This is a genomic window from Amycolatopsis sp. Poz14, from assembly GCF_006704225.1.
Lineage (GTDB): Bacteria > Actinomycetota > Actinomycetes > Mycobacteriales > Pseudonocardiaceae > Amycolatopsis > Amycolatopsis nivea.
In genome coordinates, this window is sequence record NZ_JACLHD010000001.1 from 4,253,473 (window position 1) to 4,270,334 (window position 16,862).

Annotated in this window: 14 protein-coding genes; 11 read left to right on the top strand and 3 right to left on the bottom strand. The window is 72.5% G+C overall.

What is annotated here, in order from left to right:
* Positions 1-64: 64 nt before the first annotated feature.
* The 3 genes from FKO37_RS20325 to FKO37_RS20335 all read right to left on the bottom strand — a co-directional run bounded on the left by FKO37_RS20325 (position 65) and on the right by FKO37_RS20335 (position 5,068).
* On the bottom strand, positions 65-2,623 hold the full coding sequence (locus FKO37_RS20325; RefSeq protein WP_238605450.1) for a DUF3488 and transglutaminase-like domain-containing protein: 2,559 nt from the start codon (positions 2,621-2,623) through the stop codon (positions 65-67).
* Between the two features lie 76 nt (positions 2,624-2,699).
* Positions 2,700-3,971, bottom strand: coding sequence for a DUF58 domain-containing protein (locus FKO37_RS20330; RefSeq protein WP_134669150.1), 1,272 nt, complete (start codon positions 3,969-3,971; stop codon positions 2,700-2,702).
* Between the two features lie 32 nt (positions 3,972-4,003).
* A complete protein-coding gene (locus FKO37_RS20335; RefSeq protein ID WP_037812456.1) occupies positions 4,004-5,068 on the bottom strand; it encodes a MoxR family ATPase in 1,065 nt (354 codons plus the stop codon).
* Positions 5,069-5,332: 264 nt separating this feature from the next.
* Here FKO37_RS20335 and FKO37_RS20340 point away from each other — a divergent pair, with 264 nt between their 5' ends.
* The 11 genes from FKO37_RS20340 to mraY all read left to right on the top strand — a co-directional run bounded on the left by FKO37_RS20340 (position 5,333) and on the right by mraY (position 16,862).
* On the top strand, positions 5,333-5,698 hold the full coding sequence (locus tag FKO37_RS20340; RefSeq protein WP_037812795.1) for a hypothetical protein: 366 nt from the start codon (positions 5,333-5,335) through the stop codon (positions 5,696-5,698).
* Positions 5,691-6,233, top strand: a complete 543-nt coding sequence (locus FKO37_RS20345; RefSeq protein ID WP_199817620.1) for a DUF3558 domain-containing protein — start codon at positions 5,691-5,693, stop codon at positions 6,231-6,233. The genes FKO37_RS20340 and FKO37_RS20345 overlap by 8 nt, the downstream gene beginning before the upstream one ends.
* A 22-nt stretch (positions 6,234-6,255) precedes the next feature.
* A complete protein-coding gene (locus tag FKO37_RS20350) occupies positions 6,256-6,825 on the top strand; it encodes a PPE domain-containing protein (RefSeq protein WP_037812454.1) in 570 nt (189 codons plus the stop codon).
* Positions 6,822-7,520: an ESX secretion-associated protein EspG gene (locus tag FKO37_RS20355; RefSeq protein WP_037812452.1), complete on the top strand. Its 699-nt coding sequence runs from the start codon at positions 6,822-6,824 to the stop codon at positions 7,518-7,520. The genes FKO37_RS20350 and FKO37_RS20355 overlap by 4 nt, the downstream gene beginning before the upstream one ends.
* 648 nt (positions 7,521-8,168) lie before the next feature.
* Positions 8,169-8,600 (top strand): division/cell wall cluster transcriptional repressor MraZ, encoded by a 432-nt coding sequence (gene mraZ / locus FKO37_RS20360; protein WP_009080393.1) that lies wholly within the window; start codon positions 8,169-8,171, stop codon positions 8,598-8,600.
* A gap of 192 nt (positions 8,601-8,792) precedes the next feature.
* Positions 8,793-9,749, top strand: a complete 957-nt coding sequence (gene rsmH / locus FKO37_RS20365; protein WP_043838460.1) for a 16S rRNA (cytosine(1402)-N(4))-methyltransferase RsmH — start codon at positions 8,793-8,795, stop codon at positions 9,747-9,749.
* A complete protein-coding gene (locus FKO37_RS20370; protein ID WP_238605451.1) occupies positions 9,746-10,399 on the top strand; it encodes a hypothetical protein in 654 nt (217 codons plus the stop codon). Before rsmH ends, FKO37_RS20370 begins: the two co-directional genes overlap by 4 nt.
* Positions 10,399-12,318 carry a penicillin-binding protein 2 gene (locus tag FKO37_RS20375; protein ID WP_134728571.1) on the top strand — a complete coding sequence of 640 codons (1,920 nt, stop codon included), beginning with the start codon at positions 10,399-10,401 and terminating at the stop codon, positions 12,316-12,318. Before FKO37_RS20370 ends, FKO37_RS20375 begins: the two co-directional genes overlap by 1 nt.
* A gap of 403 nt (positions 12,319-12,721) precedes the next feature.
* The gene (locus FKO37_RS20380; RefSeq protein ID WP_238608300.1) at positions 12,722-14,281 is read left to right on the top strand and encodes a UDP-N-acetylmuramoyl-L-alanyl-D-glutamate--2,6-diaminopimelate ligase; all 1,560 of its coding nucleotides are present in this window, start codon (positions 12,722-12,724) and stop codon (positions 14,279-14,281) included.
* Complete coding sequence (gene murF / locus FKO37_RS20385; RefSeq protein ID WP_037812446.1) at positions 14,278-15,783, top strand: UDP-N-acetylmuramoyl-tripeptide--D-alanyl-D-alanine ligase; 1,506 nt, start codon at positions 14,278-14,280, stop codon at positions 15,781-15,783. The genes FKO37_RS20380 and murF overlap by 4 nt, the downstream gene beginning before the upstream one ends.
* Positions 15,780-16,862 carry a phospho-N-acetylmuramoyl-pentapeptide-transferase gene (gene mraY / locus FKO37_RS20390; RefSeq protein WP_037812444.1) on the top strand — a complete coding sequence of 361 codons (1,083 nt, stop codon included), beginning with the start codon at positions 15,780-15,782 and terminating at the stop codon, positions 16,860-16,862. The genes murF and mraY overlap by 4 nt, the downstream gene beginning before the upstream one ends.

The following is a 16,862-nucleotide window of genomic DNA, read 5'->3' on the forward strand; positions in this document are numbered from 1 at the left end:
CTCAGGCAAGACCAGGCCGCGCTGGCTCAGGCTTCACACCCCGGCCAACGCGACCCCGTGAAGCTCACCGTCGTCGGCGAATGACCGATCGAGGGAACAACCGCCCCCGCATCGACAGCGGGGCAGTCCGGCGCAGGCTTTCCCGCAGCTGACCGAAAGCGGGCTCCAGCGTCGCATCCGGAGTCGCCTCGTCGCTGTACCAGCTGCGTTCCACCGCGCCCAGCACAGTGCGCAAAGCCTCCCGGCCTGAGTCGTCCAAACGGTGGCGTTCGGCGATCTTCCCGCCCGCCACGCGGACCGTGTCGCTGTCGGAGATCGGCAGGTCTCTGTCCGCGCACTCCGCCTTCAGCTCGCGCCAGGCCGCGTCGGCGGCGCCGGACGAGTGGGTTGCGATGGTCTGGAGGTGACGGCGGCGCGTCAGGTCGCGGAGCGCTGCTGGGCCGCCGGTCGCGGCGAGGATCAGGACCACCACCGCGGCGAACCACCACGACACCGTGCCCGCCAGCAGGCCGATCGCGGCGACTAGCAGGACCGCTCCGGTCAGCGGCAGCCACAACGCCGCCAGGTGCAACGGGGTCGGGGCGGCGACCGGGTTTCTGACCAGCACGTTCCCGTCCGGCGTGGCGCCCGGCGGGACACCGGACGGGGCCATGCCGGGACGCGGGCGGCGGCGCAGGAAGTACGACGTGGCCACGGCGGCGGCGCCCAAAACCGCGAGGGCGAGCGCCAGCCAGGTCATCCAGCTGTCGTCCGGGGTCGTGTCGGCGGGGGTGGCGGGCGCGGCCTGGTCGTGGGTCTTGTCGGCCGACGCGCCGGTCGACGGGGAGGCGGAGCGCGGGGCCGTCGGGAGGTCGTCGGTCGCGTTGGGCTGGTGCGGGTTCTGGGTGTTCTGCTGGAGATACGGCGGGACGATGCCGCGGCCGTCGGCGAGCGGCGTCGGGTCGAAGCTGACCCAGCCCTTGTCGCCGAAGTACGCCTCGACCCACGCGTGCGCGTCCTGCGAGCTGATCGACTGGTAGTCGCCCTTGGAAACGCCGGGAGTGAAGCCGATCGCGACGCGCGCGGGGATGTGCGCGACCCGCAGCATCACCGCCATCGCCGACGCGTATTGCTCGCAGTAGCCCCGTTTTCCCTTGAGGATGAAGTCGGCGAGCGCGTCGGCGTCGGTGGCGTCCGCGGTCTTCGTGTCGTACACGAAACCGTTCTGCGCGCTGAAGTACTGCCACAGCGCGGTCGCCCGGTCGAAGTTGTTCGACTTGCCCGCGGTGAGCTGGTCGGTCAGCGCCGTGACGCGCGGGTCGACCTGGCCGATCCGCGTGTACAGCGCGGGGACCTCGTCGGATTTCGGGGCGGCGTCGCGCAATTCGGCGGCGGTCGGCTCCTTCAGCGACGCGGTTTCCACGTACGCCGGGGCGGGTTCGCTCGTCGTGGTGAACACCGAGCCGCTGACCCGGTCGTACAGCCACTGCGGCGGCACGCCCCGGAGAGCGCGCGGGGCGCCGTAGACCGGCAGCCAGTTGTCGACCCAGCGCGTCGGCTGGATCTGGATCTGCCGCGACACGCCGGTGCCGTCGTCGCCGGGCGCGGCGGGCAGCGTGCTGTTCGCGAGCACGCCGGTCTGCGCCTGGCCGTCGGCGCGCAGGCCCCAGCCCTTGTTCGGGGTGTAGGTGTCCAGGGTGAACGCGCGCATCAGTCGCCGGTCCGGGCCGAGGCCGCGGACCTGGAACAGTTCGGTGTTCTGGCCCTGGTCGAGCAGCCCGCGCAGCTGCGTGAACGGCGCGATGCCGAAGCCGCCCGTCCCGTCGCCGTCGCCGCCCGGGCCGGAGCCGAACGGGATCTTGCCGACGGTCCCGACCATGGTGATCCCGCCGCCCAGCAGGCCGAGCACGATCGCCGAGCTGACCACGGCCACCGGGGCTTGCGCGAGCCGCAGCATGCCGCCGGAGCCGGGCGCGTCGCGGTTGCGCCAGCGGCGGTGCCGGTGGTTTCCGTCGAGCGCGAGCAGGCACGCGAAGGCGCCGGCGCCGAGCACGAACGTCCACCACGGCATCAGGTCGTCCGACAGCGCCGCGGGCACCGCGTACACGCAGAGCAGCACGAGCCCGGTCGCCGCGGGTGCCGCGGCGGCGACGGCGAGCGTGTCGACCAGCACCGCGACCAGGCCGATCGCGATCGTGACCAGGCACAGGATCGGCTGGGTGCTGTCGACCGGCGGGAGGCCGGTCCGGATCTGCTCGGCCGCCGCGGTGAGCGTGGCCTGCAGTTCGCCGAACGCGGTGGGGCCGGGGAAAATCGTGAGCACGCCTTGGGTCGTGAACGCCCCGGTGATGAGGAACAGCAGCACGAACAGCTGCGCGAACCCGGCGACGACGGTCGGCGCGCGCAGCGACCGCAGCGCCAGCCCGGTCCCCGCGACCAGCACGACGGCGACGAAGATGTACCCGAACCACGCCCAACCGGAGACGACGCTGGTCAGCGACGTGGACGCGCACAGCGTCGCGAGCCCGGCCGCGATCGGCGGCAGCACGCTGCTCCGCCACGCGGGCGGCGGATCGGTGGGTTGCGGGGTGGGGGTGTGCGGGATCGGCGGCGCGCTGGACGGGCGGGGAGCGGTGGTGGTCATCGGATCCCCCTGAGTGCTCGTGCGCGGCGACGCCGGTGAGAACCGGCATCACCGCGCACGACGGTCTTCGTCAGTTTCATCGCGTCCCGCCGATCACCGTCGACCGGTGGGTCCCCGCGCGGCACAACAGCCCCCACACCTCGGGCATCGGCGTCCGCGGACCAGCCACCACGACGCCCCAGCCAGCTCCGCGCAGCAGCTCCGCCGATTCCTCGGTCGCCGCGGCGAGGTGGTCCGGCGAAGCCGAACCCGCCCACGCCGGAGTGTCCAGAAGGACGGCGAGACTGCGGACTCCGCGCGCCCGGTACCGCGTCAGCTCGTGCACCGATTCCGCGCTCACTGTGCCCAGGATCGCGATCAGTTCCTGTCCTTCGGCCGGGTCGTGGCCGAGCGTCACGTCTCGCTGGTGCGCGGGCTGGAGCGCGGCCAGCGCGTCGAGCACCAGGTTGTCGTACCCCTCGCCGCCGTCGGCGGGAGAGTCGGCCAGCGAGATGCCGTGTTCGGTCACCAGCCGGACCCGGTGGCCGGTCCGCCGCAGATGCAGCGACACCGAAGCGGCGAACGACACCGCCCACTCCAGGCTCGCCGCCGGCCCGCTCCCGTGGTGCGCCGCGGCGCGGTGGTCCAGCAATACTGTCGTGCCGCCACGCCAAGGGCGTTCCTCGATGCGGACCATGATCTCGTCGCGCCGCGCGGTCGACCGCCAGTGGACCTTCCGCATGTCGTCGCCGGTGCGGTAATGCCGCACGATCACGTCCGGCTCGCCCTGCCCGGAATGCAGCCGGACGCTTCCGTCGTCGCCCGCGCCGGCCCCGGCGCCGCCGGGCAGCCCCCACAGCGGCACCGCGCGCGGCACGACGACCAGCCGCGAATGGCCGATCAGCTCGCGTTCGAATTCGCACAGCCCGAACGGGTCGGTGATCGTCGCGCGCAACGGGCCCACCTGCTGGATCCCGCGCATGGCCGGGCGCAGCGGATACCGCAGCAGCACGCGCCGGTCGTGCGGCAGCCGTTCGACCACGAACCGCGGGCGGGCGCCCAGCGCGTACGGCACGCCGTCCTCCAGCAGCACCTCGCCGCCGGGCAGCCGTCCGCTGCGCCACAGTTCCAGGTCGACCTCGCCGGTCGCGCCCGCCGCGACCCGGTCCGGGCGCAAAGAGCGCGCGGCGCCGAGCCGCAGCCGGGTCGCCGAAATATAGGCGGCGACCAGCAGCGGCAGGGCGACGACGAACACCGCGACCCGCAGCAGGTCGCGTTCGTTGAGCACCAGCGAGCACACCGCGGCCGCGATCCCGGCGGCGAGGAGGCAGCGGCCTCGGGTGGTGAGGCCGGAAAGCGCGCGCAGCATGCGGATTCCCTACTCGGGTAGCGGGACGCGCCTCAGCGGGCCGAGCCCTGGGGGACGGGGACGCGGTGCAGCACCGCGCGGACCACGTCGGTCGCCGAACGGCGGGCGGCGTGCGCCTCGGTGGTGAGCACCAGCCGGTGCGCCAGCACGGGCACGGCGACCGTGTGCAGGTCGTCGGGCACCACGTAGTCGCGCCCGGACAGCGCGGCCTGCGCGCGTGCGGCCCGGACCAGGTGCAGCGTCGCCCGCGGCGAGGCGCCGAGCCGGATCTCCGGCACCTGCCGGGTCGCCGACACGACGTCGACGGCGTACCGGCGGACCTCCGGCGCGATGTGCACGCCGCGGACGGTCTCGATCAGCCGCAGCATCGTCTCGCCGTCGGACACCGGCTCCAGGTCCGCGAGCGGGTTGTGTCCGGAGTGCTCGTCGACCATGGCCAGTTCGGCCTGCTGGTCGGGGTAGCCGATGGACACCCGCGCGGTGAACCGGTCGCGCTGGGCCTCGGGCAGCGCGTAGGTGCCCTCCATCTCGATCGGGTTCTGCGTCGCGATGACCATGAACGGCGCGCCGAGCCGGTAGGTGCTCGTGTCGACCGTGACCTGGTGCTCCTCCATGCACTCCAGCAGCGCGGACTGCGTCTTCGGCGAGGCCCGGTTGATCTCGTCGCCGACCACGATGTTCGCGAACACCGGACCGGGCCGGAACTCGAACTCGCCGGTCTGCCGGTTGTAGATGGAGACGCCGGTGACGTCGCTGGGCAGCAGGTCGGGCGTGAACTGCACGCGGCTGACGGTGCAGTCGATCGAGCGCGCGAGCGCCTTCGCGAGCGAGGTCTTGCCGACGCCCGGCACGTCCTCGACGAGCAGGTGACCCTCGGCCAGGAGGGTCACCAGCGCGATCCGGATGACGTCCGGCTTGCCGACGAGGACGCGTTCCACGTTCGCGGCGATCCGGCGCGCGGCGTCGTGCAGTTCGCCGAGCCCGGCCGCCGGGACCGCTGCCAGCCCGTCCGGGGACTCGACCGCCGGGTACGGCGGCTGCCCGGACCCGTTGCCGTGACCTCCGGCGGGGGAAGCGGACTGGATTCTCGACGTCACTCGACCTCCTGGTGGCGCAATGGCTGGGCGGGAACCGGCGGGGATGCGCGCCTGCCCAGCGTGCTCCCCAGTGTGTCAAACCCGGGAGAACCGGGCGGCGGAACCCCGAGATCGTTTCATGGTGACGCCCAGCCACCTCAGCACTCCTTCTTACGGGTGATTATGAGGCATTTTCAGGTGATCCCGCTGACCGTATGCACTGTCGTATGCTCCGAAACGAAGTCGCCCGACCACGGTTCGACGTCGGAAGAGGTGCATCCGCGCATGAGCGAGGCCGAGGCGGAACGGAAAGCCGGGCTCCCGGGACTGTCCGGCGGCCGGTTCGCGGTCACGCCCGAACTGGCGACCGCGACGTACGCGAAGCTCGGCGAGCTGCAGGACGTCGTCGGCGAGATGGTCCGCGAGGCCGCGGTGCTCGGCCGGTCGGTGCCGCTGGGCGGCGGGTACGCCGGCGAGGTCGGCGCTTTCATGGCGAAGTACGGCCTCGGCCGCGACGGTTCGGCGGTCGACAGCCTCACCGCGTTCGGGAAGGAAATCGCCGGGCTGAAGAAACGCATCGGCGGCGCGCTCGAGAAATACCGCGACCAGGACAGCGAAGCCGCCGAAGGCGTGGACTGCACCGGTGGCTGACCGTTCCGCGGCGCGCGCCGCGCTCCTTTTTCTCCCGCTCGCCGGGCTGACGATGCTCGTTTCCTGCGGCCGGATGCCCGGCCTCTCGCACGCCGCGCCCGCCGACGGAGGCCCGCCCGCTCCGCCGCCGTCCTCCTCCGCTCCTTCGCTGGCCAAGCTCGACCCCTGCACGCTGCTCTCGCCGCAGGACCGGTCGTCGGCCGGGCTCACCGGGCAGGGCAAGCCGAAGACGATCGGCGAGGCGCGCGCCTGCGACTGGACGGTGCCCTCGACCTTCGGCGTCACCGTCACCCTCGACGAAACCAACGGGCTGGCCAACCTCGACCTCTCCGACGGCAAGCGCACCAAGAAGGAGGTCGGCTCGCACCAGGCGGTGCAGGTGTCCGGCCGCCGCGGCACGTGCGCGGTGCTGCTCGACGTCGGCGGCGCGCAGAGCGTGCAGGTCGACGTGAACAACGCGAACTTCGCCGACTCGGACCTCGCCTGCTCGCGGGCGGGCGACGTGGCCGGGCTGGTCGAGCCGAAGCTGCCGTGAACCCCGTGCGAGGAGGAAAGTCGTGACCGACACCCCGGCCCCCGAGCCGACGGCCCGGTACGAAGCGTTCAGCCACGCGGCGCTGGCCGCGCAGGCGGTCGACGGCAACGACCCGGCCGCGGCCGGCGAGTCGGGCACGCGGTGGGCCGGGCTGTCGCAGCGGCTCGAGGACTCGCTCGGCGGGCTGATCGCGCTGTCCGCGGGCAGCGAGGAAGCCTGGCAGGGCGACGCCGGCGACGCGATGCGGAAAGTGCTCGGCAAGGCGTCCGGCTGGCTGGCCGAAACCTCCGTGGTGTCGGCGAAGGTCGGGGAGGCCGTGCAGGGACAGGCCGAGGTCGCCGCCCGGGCGCGCGCGGACATGCCCGCGCCGGTGGACTTCGACCCGGCGGCGATGATCCGGTCCGCCGCGGCGAGCGGGGACCTGGTGCGGCTGGCCGGGCTGTCGTCCGCGATGGACGAGCGGCGCGCCGAAGCCGAAGCTGCCCGGCAGAAGGCGATCGACGTCCTGCGCACCCGTGACACGGCGTTGCGCGGACTCCTGCCCGAAGGCGAGTTCCCCGCGGTCCCGCCGCTCGGCGCGGGGCCGGCTTGATCAGCCTGTCGGCGTCCGCGTTCGACATCGTCTGGGCCGACCTCGGCCTCGACGCCCCGCCCGCGCCGCTGGCGGTGCGCAGCGTGGGGGAGACCGACGCCGACCGCTCCGCGATCCGCGCGGAGGTCTACCGGAACCTCGGCGACCGCGGCCTCTTCGACGGCCGTCTCGACGCCGCGCTGGAGAACAGCCTCCGCGTGCTGGCGTCCGCGGAACGGTATGTGGAGTGCGAGGCGCTCGCCGACATGACCGCCGACGAACCGTTCCGCGCGGTCGCCGCTCTTCGCGGACGGAACGCGGTGCTGGCGGTGCAGCCGGCGCGGACGATCGGCGTGCGCGGCATCGGGGAGAGCGAACTGGCCTCGGCGATCGTCGACGTGCTGCCCGAACTCTCGGCCGGACCCGGTTACGGCGTCCGGCTGCCCGCGGCGGGGGAGCCGCCGGGCGGCGCGCAGGGGGAGGAGCTGCGGGCGATCCAGTCCCGGCCGGTGTACGCGGCGGGCCAGTTCACCGTCCACGTCCGCGACCGGGCGGGCAAACTCGCCAGGACCGGCGGGCTGACGTGGTTCGACACGGACGCCGGGGCGTATTCGGCGGTGAGCTCGCCCGGACGCGGCGGGCAGGAGTGGGTGACGGTGTCCCCGGTCGACAGCGCGCGGCTGGCCGAGCGGGTCATGGAGCTGGTGCCGCGCTGACCCGGCGCGTCTGAAGTGGACGGTGGCGGCCGCGCCGGTGTCGCGAGTGGACGGTCGACCGGCTGGCGGCGGACTCGTGCGCGACGATGCCGGTTCTCAGCGGCATCGCCACGCACGACCGCGGTTGGCCGCCGCTTGCGCCGGACTCCCCGCTGAGCCCCACCCGGCTGGCCCCACCGCCAGGCCTCGCCGCGGCTCCCCACCCGCCCCCACGGCGGCCCCCACCAAGCCCCGCTCGCCGTGCGCCGCGCACTTGCCGGACCTCGCGCCGACTCCCCACGACGCCCCCCACCAGGCCCCACCGCGGCTCCCCACCCCGCTCCACCCGCGTCCCCACCAGCCCCCACCGGTTCCCCCACCCGTCCCCACCACGGGTCCCCACGCTGCCGAAACGCGGACGTTTCAGACCTTCCGAGGTTGCGGGAGACCCCGGTGCGGGGGATCTTCGCCACGGTCCCCCCACCGCGCCCCCACCTGGACCCACCTCCGTGACCTGCGCAAACGCGCCACCCGACGGAGTGGCACGCGCGCAAGACTCGTTGACTGTGGTGAAAAGTGGGGTACGGTGGTGGCCAGTGGGGCGGAAGGGAGCCCCCGAGCCGGGACCGGGTGGGGAGCCAACCGGATCCGGTAGGGAGGTGGAGGCCGGTGTTTCTCGGCACCCACACCCCGAAGCTGGACGACAAAGGGCGGCTCACGCTGCCCGCGAAGTTCCGCGAAGCCTTGGCAGGCGGGCTGATGGTCACCAAGGGGCAGGACCACTGTCTCTTCGTCTTCCCCCGAGCCGAGTTCGAGCAGATGGCCAGGAAGGTCGCCGAAGCCCCGTTCACCAACGAGGCGGTGCGGGCCTACCAGCGCTACCTGTTCGCCGGGACGGACGAGCAACGTCCGGACGGGCAAGGGCGCGTCGCCATCGCGCCGGAGCTGCGCCGGTATGCGGGGCTCAACAAGGAGTGCGTGGTGATCGGCGCGATCACCCGGCTCGAGATCTGGGACGCCCAGGCGTGGCAGGGCTACCTGGACGAACACGAGGACAGCTACGCACAGGCTCGGGAGGAAGTTCTGCCGGGCGTCTTCTAGGAGGCGCCCCGGGCGGACCTGCGTCGTCGGGGGACGCGGGTACGCCGTTCGACGCGGATGCCGTGAGGCCTCTGTCCGCTCTTTGACCCTGGCGCACCTTCCCCGGTGCCAGGTCAGCAAGCGGGCGGGCAGGGACCTGACGGCATCCGCCGCATCTTCCCCGGAAACACTCGCGGCAGAAAGGGGGAAGACATGGCGGACGAAGCCGAGCACGTGCCGGTGCTGCTGGACCGCATCGTCGAGCTGTTCGCCCCCGCGCTGGCGGATCGCGACGCCGTTCTCGTCGACGCGACCGTCGGCCTCGGCGGCCATTCCGACGCGCTGCTCGCCGCGTTCCCCCGGCTCCGGCTGATCGGTCTCGACCGCGATCCGGCCGCGCTCGAGCGCTCCGCGGAGCGGCTCGCGCGGCACGGCGACCGCGTCGACCTGGTCCACACCGTCTACGACGGACTGCCCGAAGCGGTGTCCGGACTCGGACTGTCCCAAGTGGACGGAATCCTGTTCGACCTCGGCGTCTCGTCGATGCAGCTCGACCGCACCGAACGCGGGTTCGCCTACTCGCAGGACGCGCCGCTCGACATGCGGATGGACCCGACCACCGGGTTCACCGCGGCCGACGTGCTCAACACCTACGCGCCCGGCGAGCTGATCCGGATCCTGCGCGACTACGGCGAGGAACGGTTCGCGCAGCGGATCGTCCGCGCCGTGGTGGCGGAACGGGAGAAGGAACCGTTCACCCGCAGCGGAAGGCTGGTCGAACTGCTCTACTCCGCGGTGCCCGCGGCGAGCAGGCGCACCGGCGGGCATCCGGCGAAGCGCACGTTCCAGGCGCTGCGGATCGAGGTCAACGGCGAGCTGGAAGTGCTGCGCCGGGCGATGCCCGCGGCGCTGGGCACGCTGGCGATGGACGGCCGGATCGTCGTCGAGTCCTATCAGTCCCTCGAGGACCGGCTGGTCAAGCAGGCGCTCGCGGAACTGGCGAAATCCCGGACGCCGGAAGGGCTTCCGGTCGAACTGCCCGGGCACGGGCCGGAACTGAAGCTCCTCACGCGGGGAGCGGAGAAGGCCGGCGAGCGCGAGATCGAGCACAACCCGCGGGCCGCCTCGGTACGGCTGCGTGCAGCACAACGGATCGGAGAGCCGCGATGACCGCACCTACGAAGTCCCGCCGCTCGTCGTCGACCGCTGCGGAGCGGGCACCGCGGAACACCGTCGCCGAGACCGACGCTCCGGCGCGGCGGCGCACGACGGCGGCCGAGCGCGCGTACGCCCGGCGGGCGCAGCGGGCCGACCTGCTGCGCCAGCGTGCGCCGAAAAAGCCCGTCGCGGAACCGGAACGGGTCGAAACGAAGACCGTGCGCACGCGGTTCCAGCTGCGCTGGCCGCGTTCGCGCGCGTCGTTCGTGCTCGTGATGATGGGGCTGCTGGCGGTCGGGGTCGCCGCGACGCTGTGGTTCACCACGCAGGCGATCGCCGATTCGTACCGGCTCGAAAAGCTGCGCACGGACAGCGCTTCGCTGATGGAGACGAAGGACCGGCTGGAGCGCGAGGTCGCGAAGGCCCAGTCCCCGGCGTCTCTCGCGCCCGCGGCCAAGCAGTTGGGCATGGTGCCCGGCGGCGACCCGGCGCGCATCGTCGTCGGCAAGGACGGCAAGACGACCGTCGTCGGCGAACCGAAGAAGGCCCAGCCGGACGAGCAGGACACGGCCGCGCCCCCGGCGCAGCCGGTCGCTCCGCCGGAGGGCGGCATCGAAGGCGACCTGTCGGGCACGCCCGCGGGGACCGCAGGAGGGCAGTGATGGCGGCAGGCGGCAACAGCCGTTCCCGGGCGGCGGGCAGCGCGCGGCGGACCTACGCCGCGGGCACCCGCCGCGCGGTCGCGAAACGGGGCAACGGCGGACAGCGCAGCCGGTTTTCCGCGGTGCGCATCATGCTCGTCGTGCTGATGGTGGTGGCGGGCGCGAAACTGGTGCAGGTGCAGTGGTTCGAGGCCCCCGCGCTGTCCGCGGCGGCCGAACGGCAGCGCACGCTCACCATCGACATCCCGGCGCAGCGCGGGTCCATTGTGGACCGCAACGGGGCGAAACTGGCGTTCAGCGTGGAAACCCGCACGCTGTCGGTGAACCTGCGCGCGCTGCACAAGACGATGGACGAGTACGCGAAGAAGTACCCGGACAAGGGCCGCACCTTCGAAACCGAGGTGGCCGGCGCGGCGAAGCTGATCGCGCAGAAAGTCCCGCACCTGACGACGGAGGCCGAACAGCTGGCACTGCTGCACAAACAGCAGTCCTTCACCTACCTCGTCGACAACGTCGAGCCTTCGGTGGCCGACCAGATCGTCAAGAAGTACGCGTGGATCAGCGTGGAGAAGCGCGCCAAACGCGAATACCCGGGCGACAACCTCGCGTCGAACATCGTCGGCCTGGCGAACTGGCGGATGGACGACCCCGACGTGTCGAAGCACAACCTGCACGGCGTGATCGGGCTGGAGAAATCGCGCGACGCGGACCTGGCGGGCACGCCCGGCCGCGAGATCGTGAACACCCAGAACGGCAACGACAACCTGTACCTGCCGGGCACCGAGCACGTGCTCACCGCCGCCGTCCCGGGCTCCGATCTGGAGCTGACCATAGATTCCGACCTGCAGTTCGAACTGCAGCGCCAGCTGGCCGACTACGTCGCGAAGGCGAACGCCAAGGGCGGCCAGGCGGTCATCATGGACGCGAAGACGTCCGAGGTGTACGCGCTGGCCGACGCGAGCACGTTCAACCCGAACGACCCGTCCACGATCAAGGACGACCTGCTCAACAACCGCCCGGTCACCACGCCGTACGAGCCCGGTTCGGTGAACAAGGTGGTCACCGCGACCGCGGCGATCGACGACAAGATCGCCACGCCCACCTCGACGCTGGAGGTGCCGGGCTCGATCAAGGTCGCCGACCGGACCGTCCACGACGCGTGGGTGCACGGCACGCAGACGTTCACCACCACCGGCGTGTTCGCGAAATCCTCCAACGTCGGCACGCTGGAACTCGCGCAGCAGGTCGGCCCGGACCGGTACCTCGCGCTGCTGAAGAAGTTCGGCATCGGGCAGAAGACCGGCATCGGCCTTCCCGGCGAGAGCTCCGGTTACGTGCCGCCGCGCAAGGACTGGTCGGCGTCCACGTTCGGCAACCTGCCGATCGGGCAGGGCCTTTCGATGACCGTCGTGCAGATGGCCGGGATGTACCAGGCGATCGCGAACGACGGCCTGCGCGTCGAGCCGCGGATCGTGAAGGCGAAGAAGAACCCGGACGGCACGGTCACGCCGGAAGCGCCGCCGAAGACCGAGCGCGTGGTCAGCCCGGAGACCGCGAAAACGGTGCGGGACATGCTGCGCGCGGTGGTGCAGAACGCGAAGAGCCCGAACGCGGGCACCGCGCCCTCGGCCGGGCTGGAGGGCTACCAGATCTCCGGCAAGACCGGCACCGGCCAGCAGATCGACCCGCGCACCAAGGCGTACAGCTCGAGCCTGGCGAACATCACCTTCGCCGGGATCCTGCCCGCCGACCACCCGCGGTTCGTCGTCGGCATCCGGCTCGACGCGCCGGACACCACGTTGCCCGCCGGGCATTCCGCGGGCCCGCTGTTCCACTCGATCGCGTCGTACCTGTCGCAGCGGTACCAGATTCCGCTGTCCGACGGCCCGTCGCCGGTGGTGCCGCTCGTCGTCGGCTGACCGCCCCGGCCGCTTCGGTTGTCCGTGAAGGGCTCCTTGAGGGAATCCGATTCCCACAAGGAGCCCTTCACGCATTTCCGCGGGGGCCGGGCGGTCGCGGCTGGTGTGCACCGCACGGCGCGTCGGGTGCGTTCACTGCGGCCGACATAGCGGCCAGGCGGCGAATGCGGACGCACCGCAGGCGGCGGATCCGGGCCGGAACGCGCGCCGATCGTCCACACGGGCCGGTGCGGCGCCGGGGAAAGGGTTGCGCCGCAACGATCTTGACCGCCCCGCCTACCACACCCGGGGCGGGGGCGCGCGTTCGCCGTACCGCGTTGGGTCACCCGGATCCGGCCTCGGTAACCTCTCCGGCGTGTCCGTGTCCTCGTCCCAGCCCCGAAGCGGGCCCGCTGCCGCGTCGCTGCCGGACAGCCCGGCCAAGGCGGCCGCCGCGCCGCCCCGCCCGGCCCGGATCGACCCGGTCCCGCTGGCCACTCTGCTCGCCCGTGCGGGAGCCCGGCTGATCGCCGACCGTCCCGAGGCCGCCGACCTCACCGTCACCGGCACCACGCTGCGTGCGCAGCACGTGCTCCCCGGTGACCTGTTCGCCGGCCTCCCCGGAGCCCGCGCGCACGGCGCCGACTTCAGCGACCAGGCCCTCGCCGCCGGAGCCGCGGCCGTCCTGACCGACCCGAGCGGAGCCGACCGGCCCGCGCTGCGCGACGCGCCGGTGCCGGTCCTCGTGCACCCGGACCCGCGCGCCGCGCTCGGCGAGATCGCCGCGTGGATCTACGGCGAGCCGTCGCTGAGCCTGTCCGTGCTCGGCGTCACCGGCACCTCCGGCAAGACCACCACCTCCTACCTGGTCGACTCGGGCCTGCGCGCCGCCGGGCGCACCACCGGCCTGATCGGCACGGTCGAGACCCGGATCGCGGGCGAGCGCCTCGCCAGCGGGTTCACCACGCCGGAGGCCCCGGACCTGCAGGCGCTGCTCGCGGTGATGCTGGAGCGCGGCGTCACGCACGTGCCGATGGAGGTGTCCAGCCACGCGCTGGCGCTCGGCCGGGTCAACGGCACCCGGTTCGCGGTGGGCGCGTTCACCAACCTGTCGCAGGACCACCTCGACTTCCACAAGGACATGGAGGAGTACTTCGCCGCCAAGTCCCTGCTGTTCGACGGCCGGTCGACCACCGAGGTCGTCGTGGTCGACAGCGCGTGGGGGCAGGCGCTGCTCACGCCGCAGACGGTGACCGTCTCGATCGAGGCCGGGACCGACGCCCTGTGGCGGGCCGCCGACATCGCGGCGACCCCGGCGGGGGAGCAGACCTTCACCCTGCTCGGGCCGGACGGGATCGGCCGCGCGGCGAAGATCCCGCTGCCGGGCACGTTCAACGTCGCCAACGCGGTGCTCGCCGCGGCGATCCTGGACAGCGCGGGCATCGACGCCGACGACATCGTCGCCGGGCTCGCCGCGGTGGAGGTGCCCGGCCGGATGGAGCGGGTGTACCTCGGCCAGGAGTTCACCGCGGTGGTCGACTACGCGCACAAACCGGCCGCCGTGGCGCAGGGCCTCGACGCCCTGCGCGCCCGCACCGACGGCCGGATCATCACCGTGCTCGGCTGCGGCGGCGACCGCGACACCGCGAAGCGCCCGATGATGGGCGAGGCCGCGGTGCGCCGCAGCGATCTGCTGATCGTCACCGACGACAACCCGCGTTCGGAGGACCCGGCCGCGATCCGCGCCGCGATGATGGCCGGCGCCCGCGCCGTCGGGCCCGCGGCCGGCGGCGAGGTCGTGGAGATCGGCGACCGGCGCGAGGCGATCGCGTCCGCGGTGTCGCTCGCCCGGCCGGGGGACATCGTCCTGATCGCAGGCAAGGGCCACGAGACCGGCCAGGAGATCCAGGGTGTGGTGCACCCGTTCTCCGACCGGGACGAACTGGAGGCCGCCATCCGCAAGCGTCTCGAGGTGACCGCGTGATCGAGCTGAGCCTGGCCGAGATCGCCGACGTCGTCGGCGGCAGGCTGCACCGCACCGACGGATCCGCTGTCGTGACCGGCAGCGTCGAATTCGACACCCGCGAGCTCGGCCCCGGCGGGCTGTTCCTCGCCCTGCCCGGCGAACGCGTCGACGGGCACGATTTCGCCGCGAAGGCGGTCCAGGCCGGCGCGGCCGGCGTGCTGGCCGCGCGCGAGGTCGACGCGCCCGCGATCGTCGTGCCGCCGCTGCCGCCGGGACAGGGCAACGCCGGGTCGGTCGCGCTGACCGGCGACAAAGACGGCTCCGGCGCCGCGGTGCTGGCCGCGCTGGCCAAGCTGGCCCGGCACGTCGTCGACCGGCTGGCGGCGGGCGGGCTGACCGTCATCGGCGTCACCGGCTCGTCCGGCAAGACCTCGACCAAGGACGTCATCGCGCAGCTGATCGAGCCGATGGGCCCGACGGTCGCGCCGCCCGGGTCGTTCAACAGCGAGCTGGGCCATCCGTGGACCGCGCTGCGCGCCGACGCGTCGACCAGGTTCCTCGTGCTGGAGATGTCCGCGCGCGGCGTCGGGCACATCGCCGCGGCCGCCGAGACGACGCCGCCGCGGATCGGCGCGGTGCTCAACGTCGGCAGCGCGCACGTCGGCGAGTTCGGCTCGCGCGAGGGCATCGCGAAGGCCAAGGGAGAGCTGGTCGAGGCGCTGCCGGAAGACGGCCTGGCGGTGCTGAACCTGGACGACCCGCTCGTCTCGGCCATGGCGAGCCGCACGAAGGCCCGCGTCGTCGGCGTGGGGGAGTCGGCCGGGGCGCAGGTCCGGGCCGCCGACATCACCGTCGACGACGAGGCCCGCCCGTCCTTCCGGTTGATCACGCCCGAGGGCGAGGCCCAGGTGACGCTGCCACTGCACGGCGAGCACCACGTCGGCAACGCGCTGTCGGCCGCCGCCATCGCGCGCGAGCTGGGCGCGACCACCGAGGAGATCGCGCAGCGGCTGTCGTCGCTGCAGCGGCGCTCGGAGCGCCGGATGGACGTCACCACCCGCGCGGACGGCGTCACCATCCTCAACGACTCGTACAACGCCAACCCGGAATCGGTCCGGGCCGGCCTGAAGGCGCTCGCCTCGATGAGCCGCTCCGGCCGCCGCGCGTGGGCGGTGCTCGGCGTGATGGGCGAGCTGGGCGAGGACTCGGTGACCGCGCACGACTCGATCGGGCGGCTCGTGGTCCGGCTCAACATCGAGAAGCTCGTCGTGGTCGGCCAGGACGCGGCCGCCATGCACCAGGGCGCGTTCCAGGAGGGTTCCTGGGGCGAGGAGTCGGTGCTGGTACCCGATGTCGAGGCCGCCGTCGCCGTGCTGCATGATCAGCTCCGTCCCGGGGACGTGGTGCTGGTCAAGGCGTCCAAGGCCGCCGGTCTGTGGCGGGTGGCCGAGGCGCTGCTGGCCGAACCCGGGAACCTCTCTTCCTCGTCTTCCGAACGCTCGAACGGTGGTCACGCGTGATCAACATCATGATCGCGGCCGCGGCGGGTCTGCTGGTCTCGATCCTGCTCACGCCTTACCTCATCCGGGTCTTCTCGCGGCAGGGCTTCGGCCAGGAGATCCGCGAGGAAGGCCCGCAGGGGCACAAGTCGAAGCGCGGCACGCCGACCATGGGCGGCGTCGCGATCATCATCGCGATGGTCGTCGGCTACTTCGTCGCGCACCTGATCACCTGGATCGGCAACTCGCGCTCGGCCGCGCCCTCGGCGTCCGGCCTGCTCGTGCTGATGCTCGCGGTCGGGCTCGGCGTGGTCGGTTTCCTCGACGACTTCATCAAGATCCGCAAGCAGCGCAACCTCGGGCTGAACAAGACCGCGAAGCTGGTCGGCCAGCTGGTGGTCACCATCCTGTTCGCGGTGCTGTCGCTGCAGTTCAAGGACGCGCAGGGGCTCACCCCGGCGTCGCAGAGCCTGTCCTACGTCCGCGACCTGGCGCTGATCACGTTCCCGTCGGTCGTGTTCGTGATCTTCTGCTACATCGTCATCTCCGGCTGGTCGAACGCGGTGAACTTCACCGACGGCCTCGACGGCCTGGCGGGCGGCGCGGCGGCGATGGTGCTCGCGACGTACGTGGTCATCTCGTTCTGGCAGGCCCGGCTCTCCTGCTCGACCCAGCCGCTCCCGGCCTGCTACGACGTGCGCGACCCGCTCGACCTCGCGGTCGTCGCGGCCGCCGCCACCGGGGCCTGCATCGGGTTCCTGTGGTGGAACGCGGCTCCGGCGAAGATCTTCATGGGCGACACCGGGTCGCTCGCCCTCGGCGGCCTGGTCGCCGGGCTGTCCATGACCACCCGCACCGAACTGCTCGCCATCGTCATCGGCGGCCTGTTCATGGTCGAGATGATCTCGGTGGTCACGCAGATCGCGGTCTTCCGCACGACGCGGCGGCGGCTGTTCCGGATGGCGCCCTTCCACCACCACTTCGAGCTCGCCGGGTGGGCGGAAACCACGGTGATCATCCGGTTCTGGCTGCTCTCGGCGATCTGCTGCATGTTCGGGCTCGGGCTGTTCTACAGCGAGCAGCTCAACTTCGGAGGCTGA

Excerpts from the sequence above, each read along its gene's own strand:
- FKO37_RS20325 (WP_238605450.1), bottom strand. The coding sequence starts at position 2,623 with ATGACCACCACCGCTCCCCGCCCGTCCAGCGCGCCGCCGATCCCGCAC.
- FKO37_RS20330 (WP_134669150.1), bottom strand. The coding sequence starts at position 3,971 with ATGCTGCGCGCGCTTTCCGGCCTCACCACCCGAGGCCGCTGCCTCCTC.
- FKO37_RS20340 (WP_037812795.1), top strand. The coding sequence starts at position 5,333 with ATGAGCGAGGCCGAGGCGGAACGGAAAGCCGGGCTCCCGGGACTGTCC.
- rsmH (WP_043838460.1), top strand. The coding sequence starts at position 8,793 with ATGGCGGACGAAGCCGAGCACGTGCCGGTGCTGCTGGACCGCATCGTC.
- FKO37_RS20370 (WP_238605451.1), top strand. The coding sequence starts at position 9,746 with ATGACCGCACCTACGAAGTCCCGCCGCTCGTCGTCGACCGCTGCGGAG.
- FKO37_RS20375 (WP_134728571.1), top strand. The coding sequence starts at position 10,399 with ATGGCGGCAGGCGGCAACAGCCGTTCCCGGGCGGCGGGCAGCGCGCGG.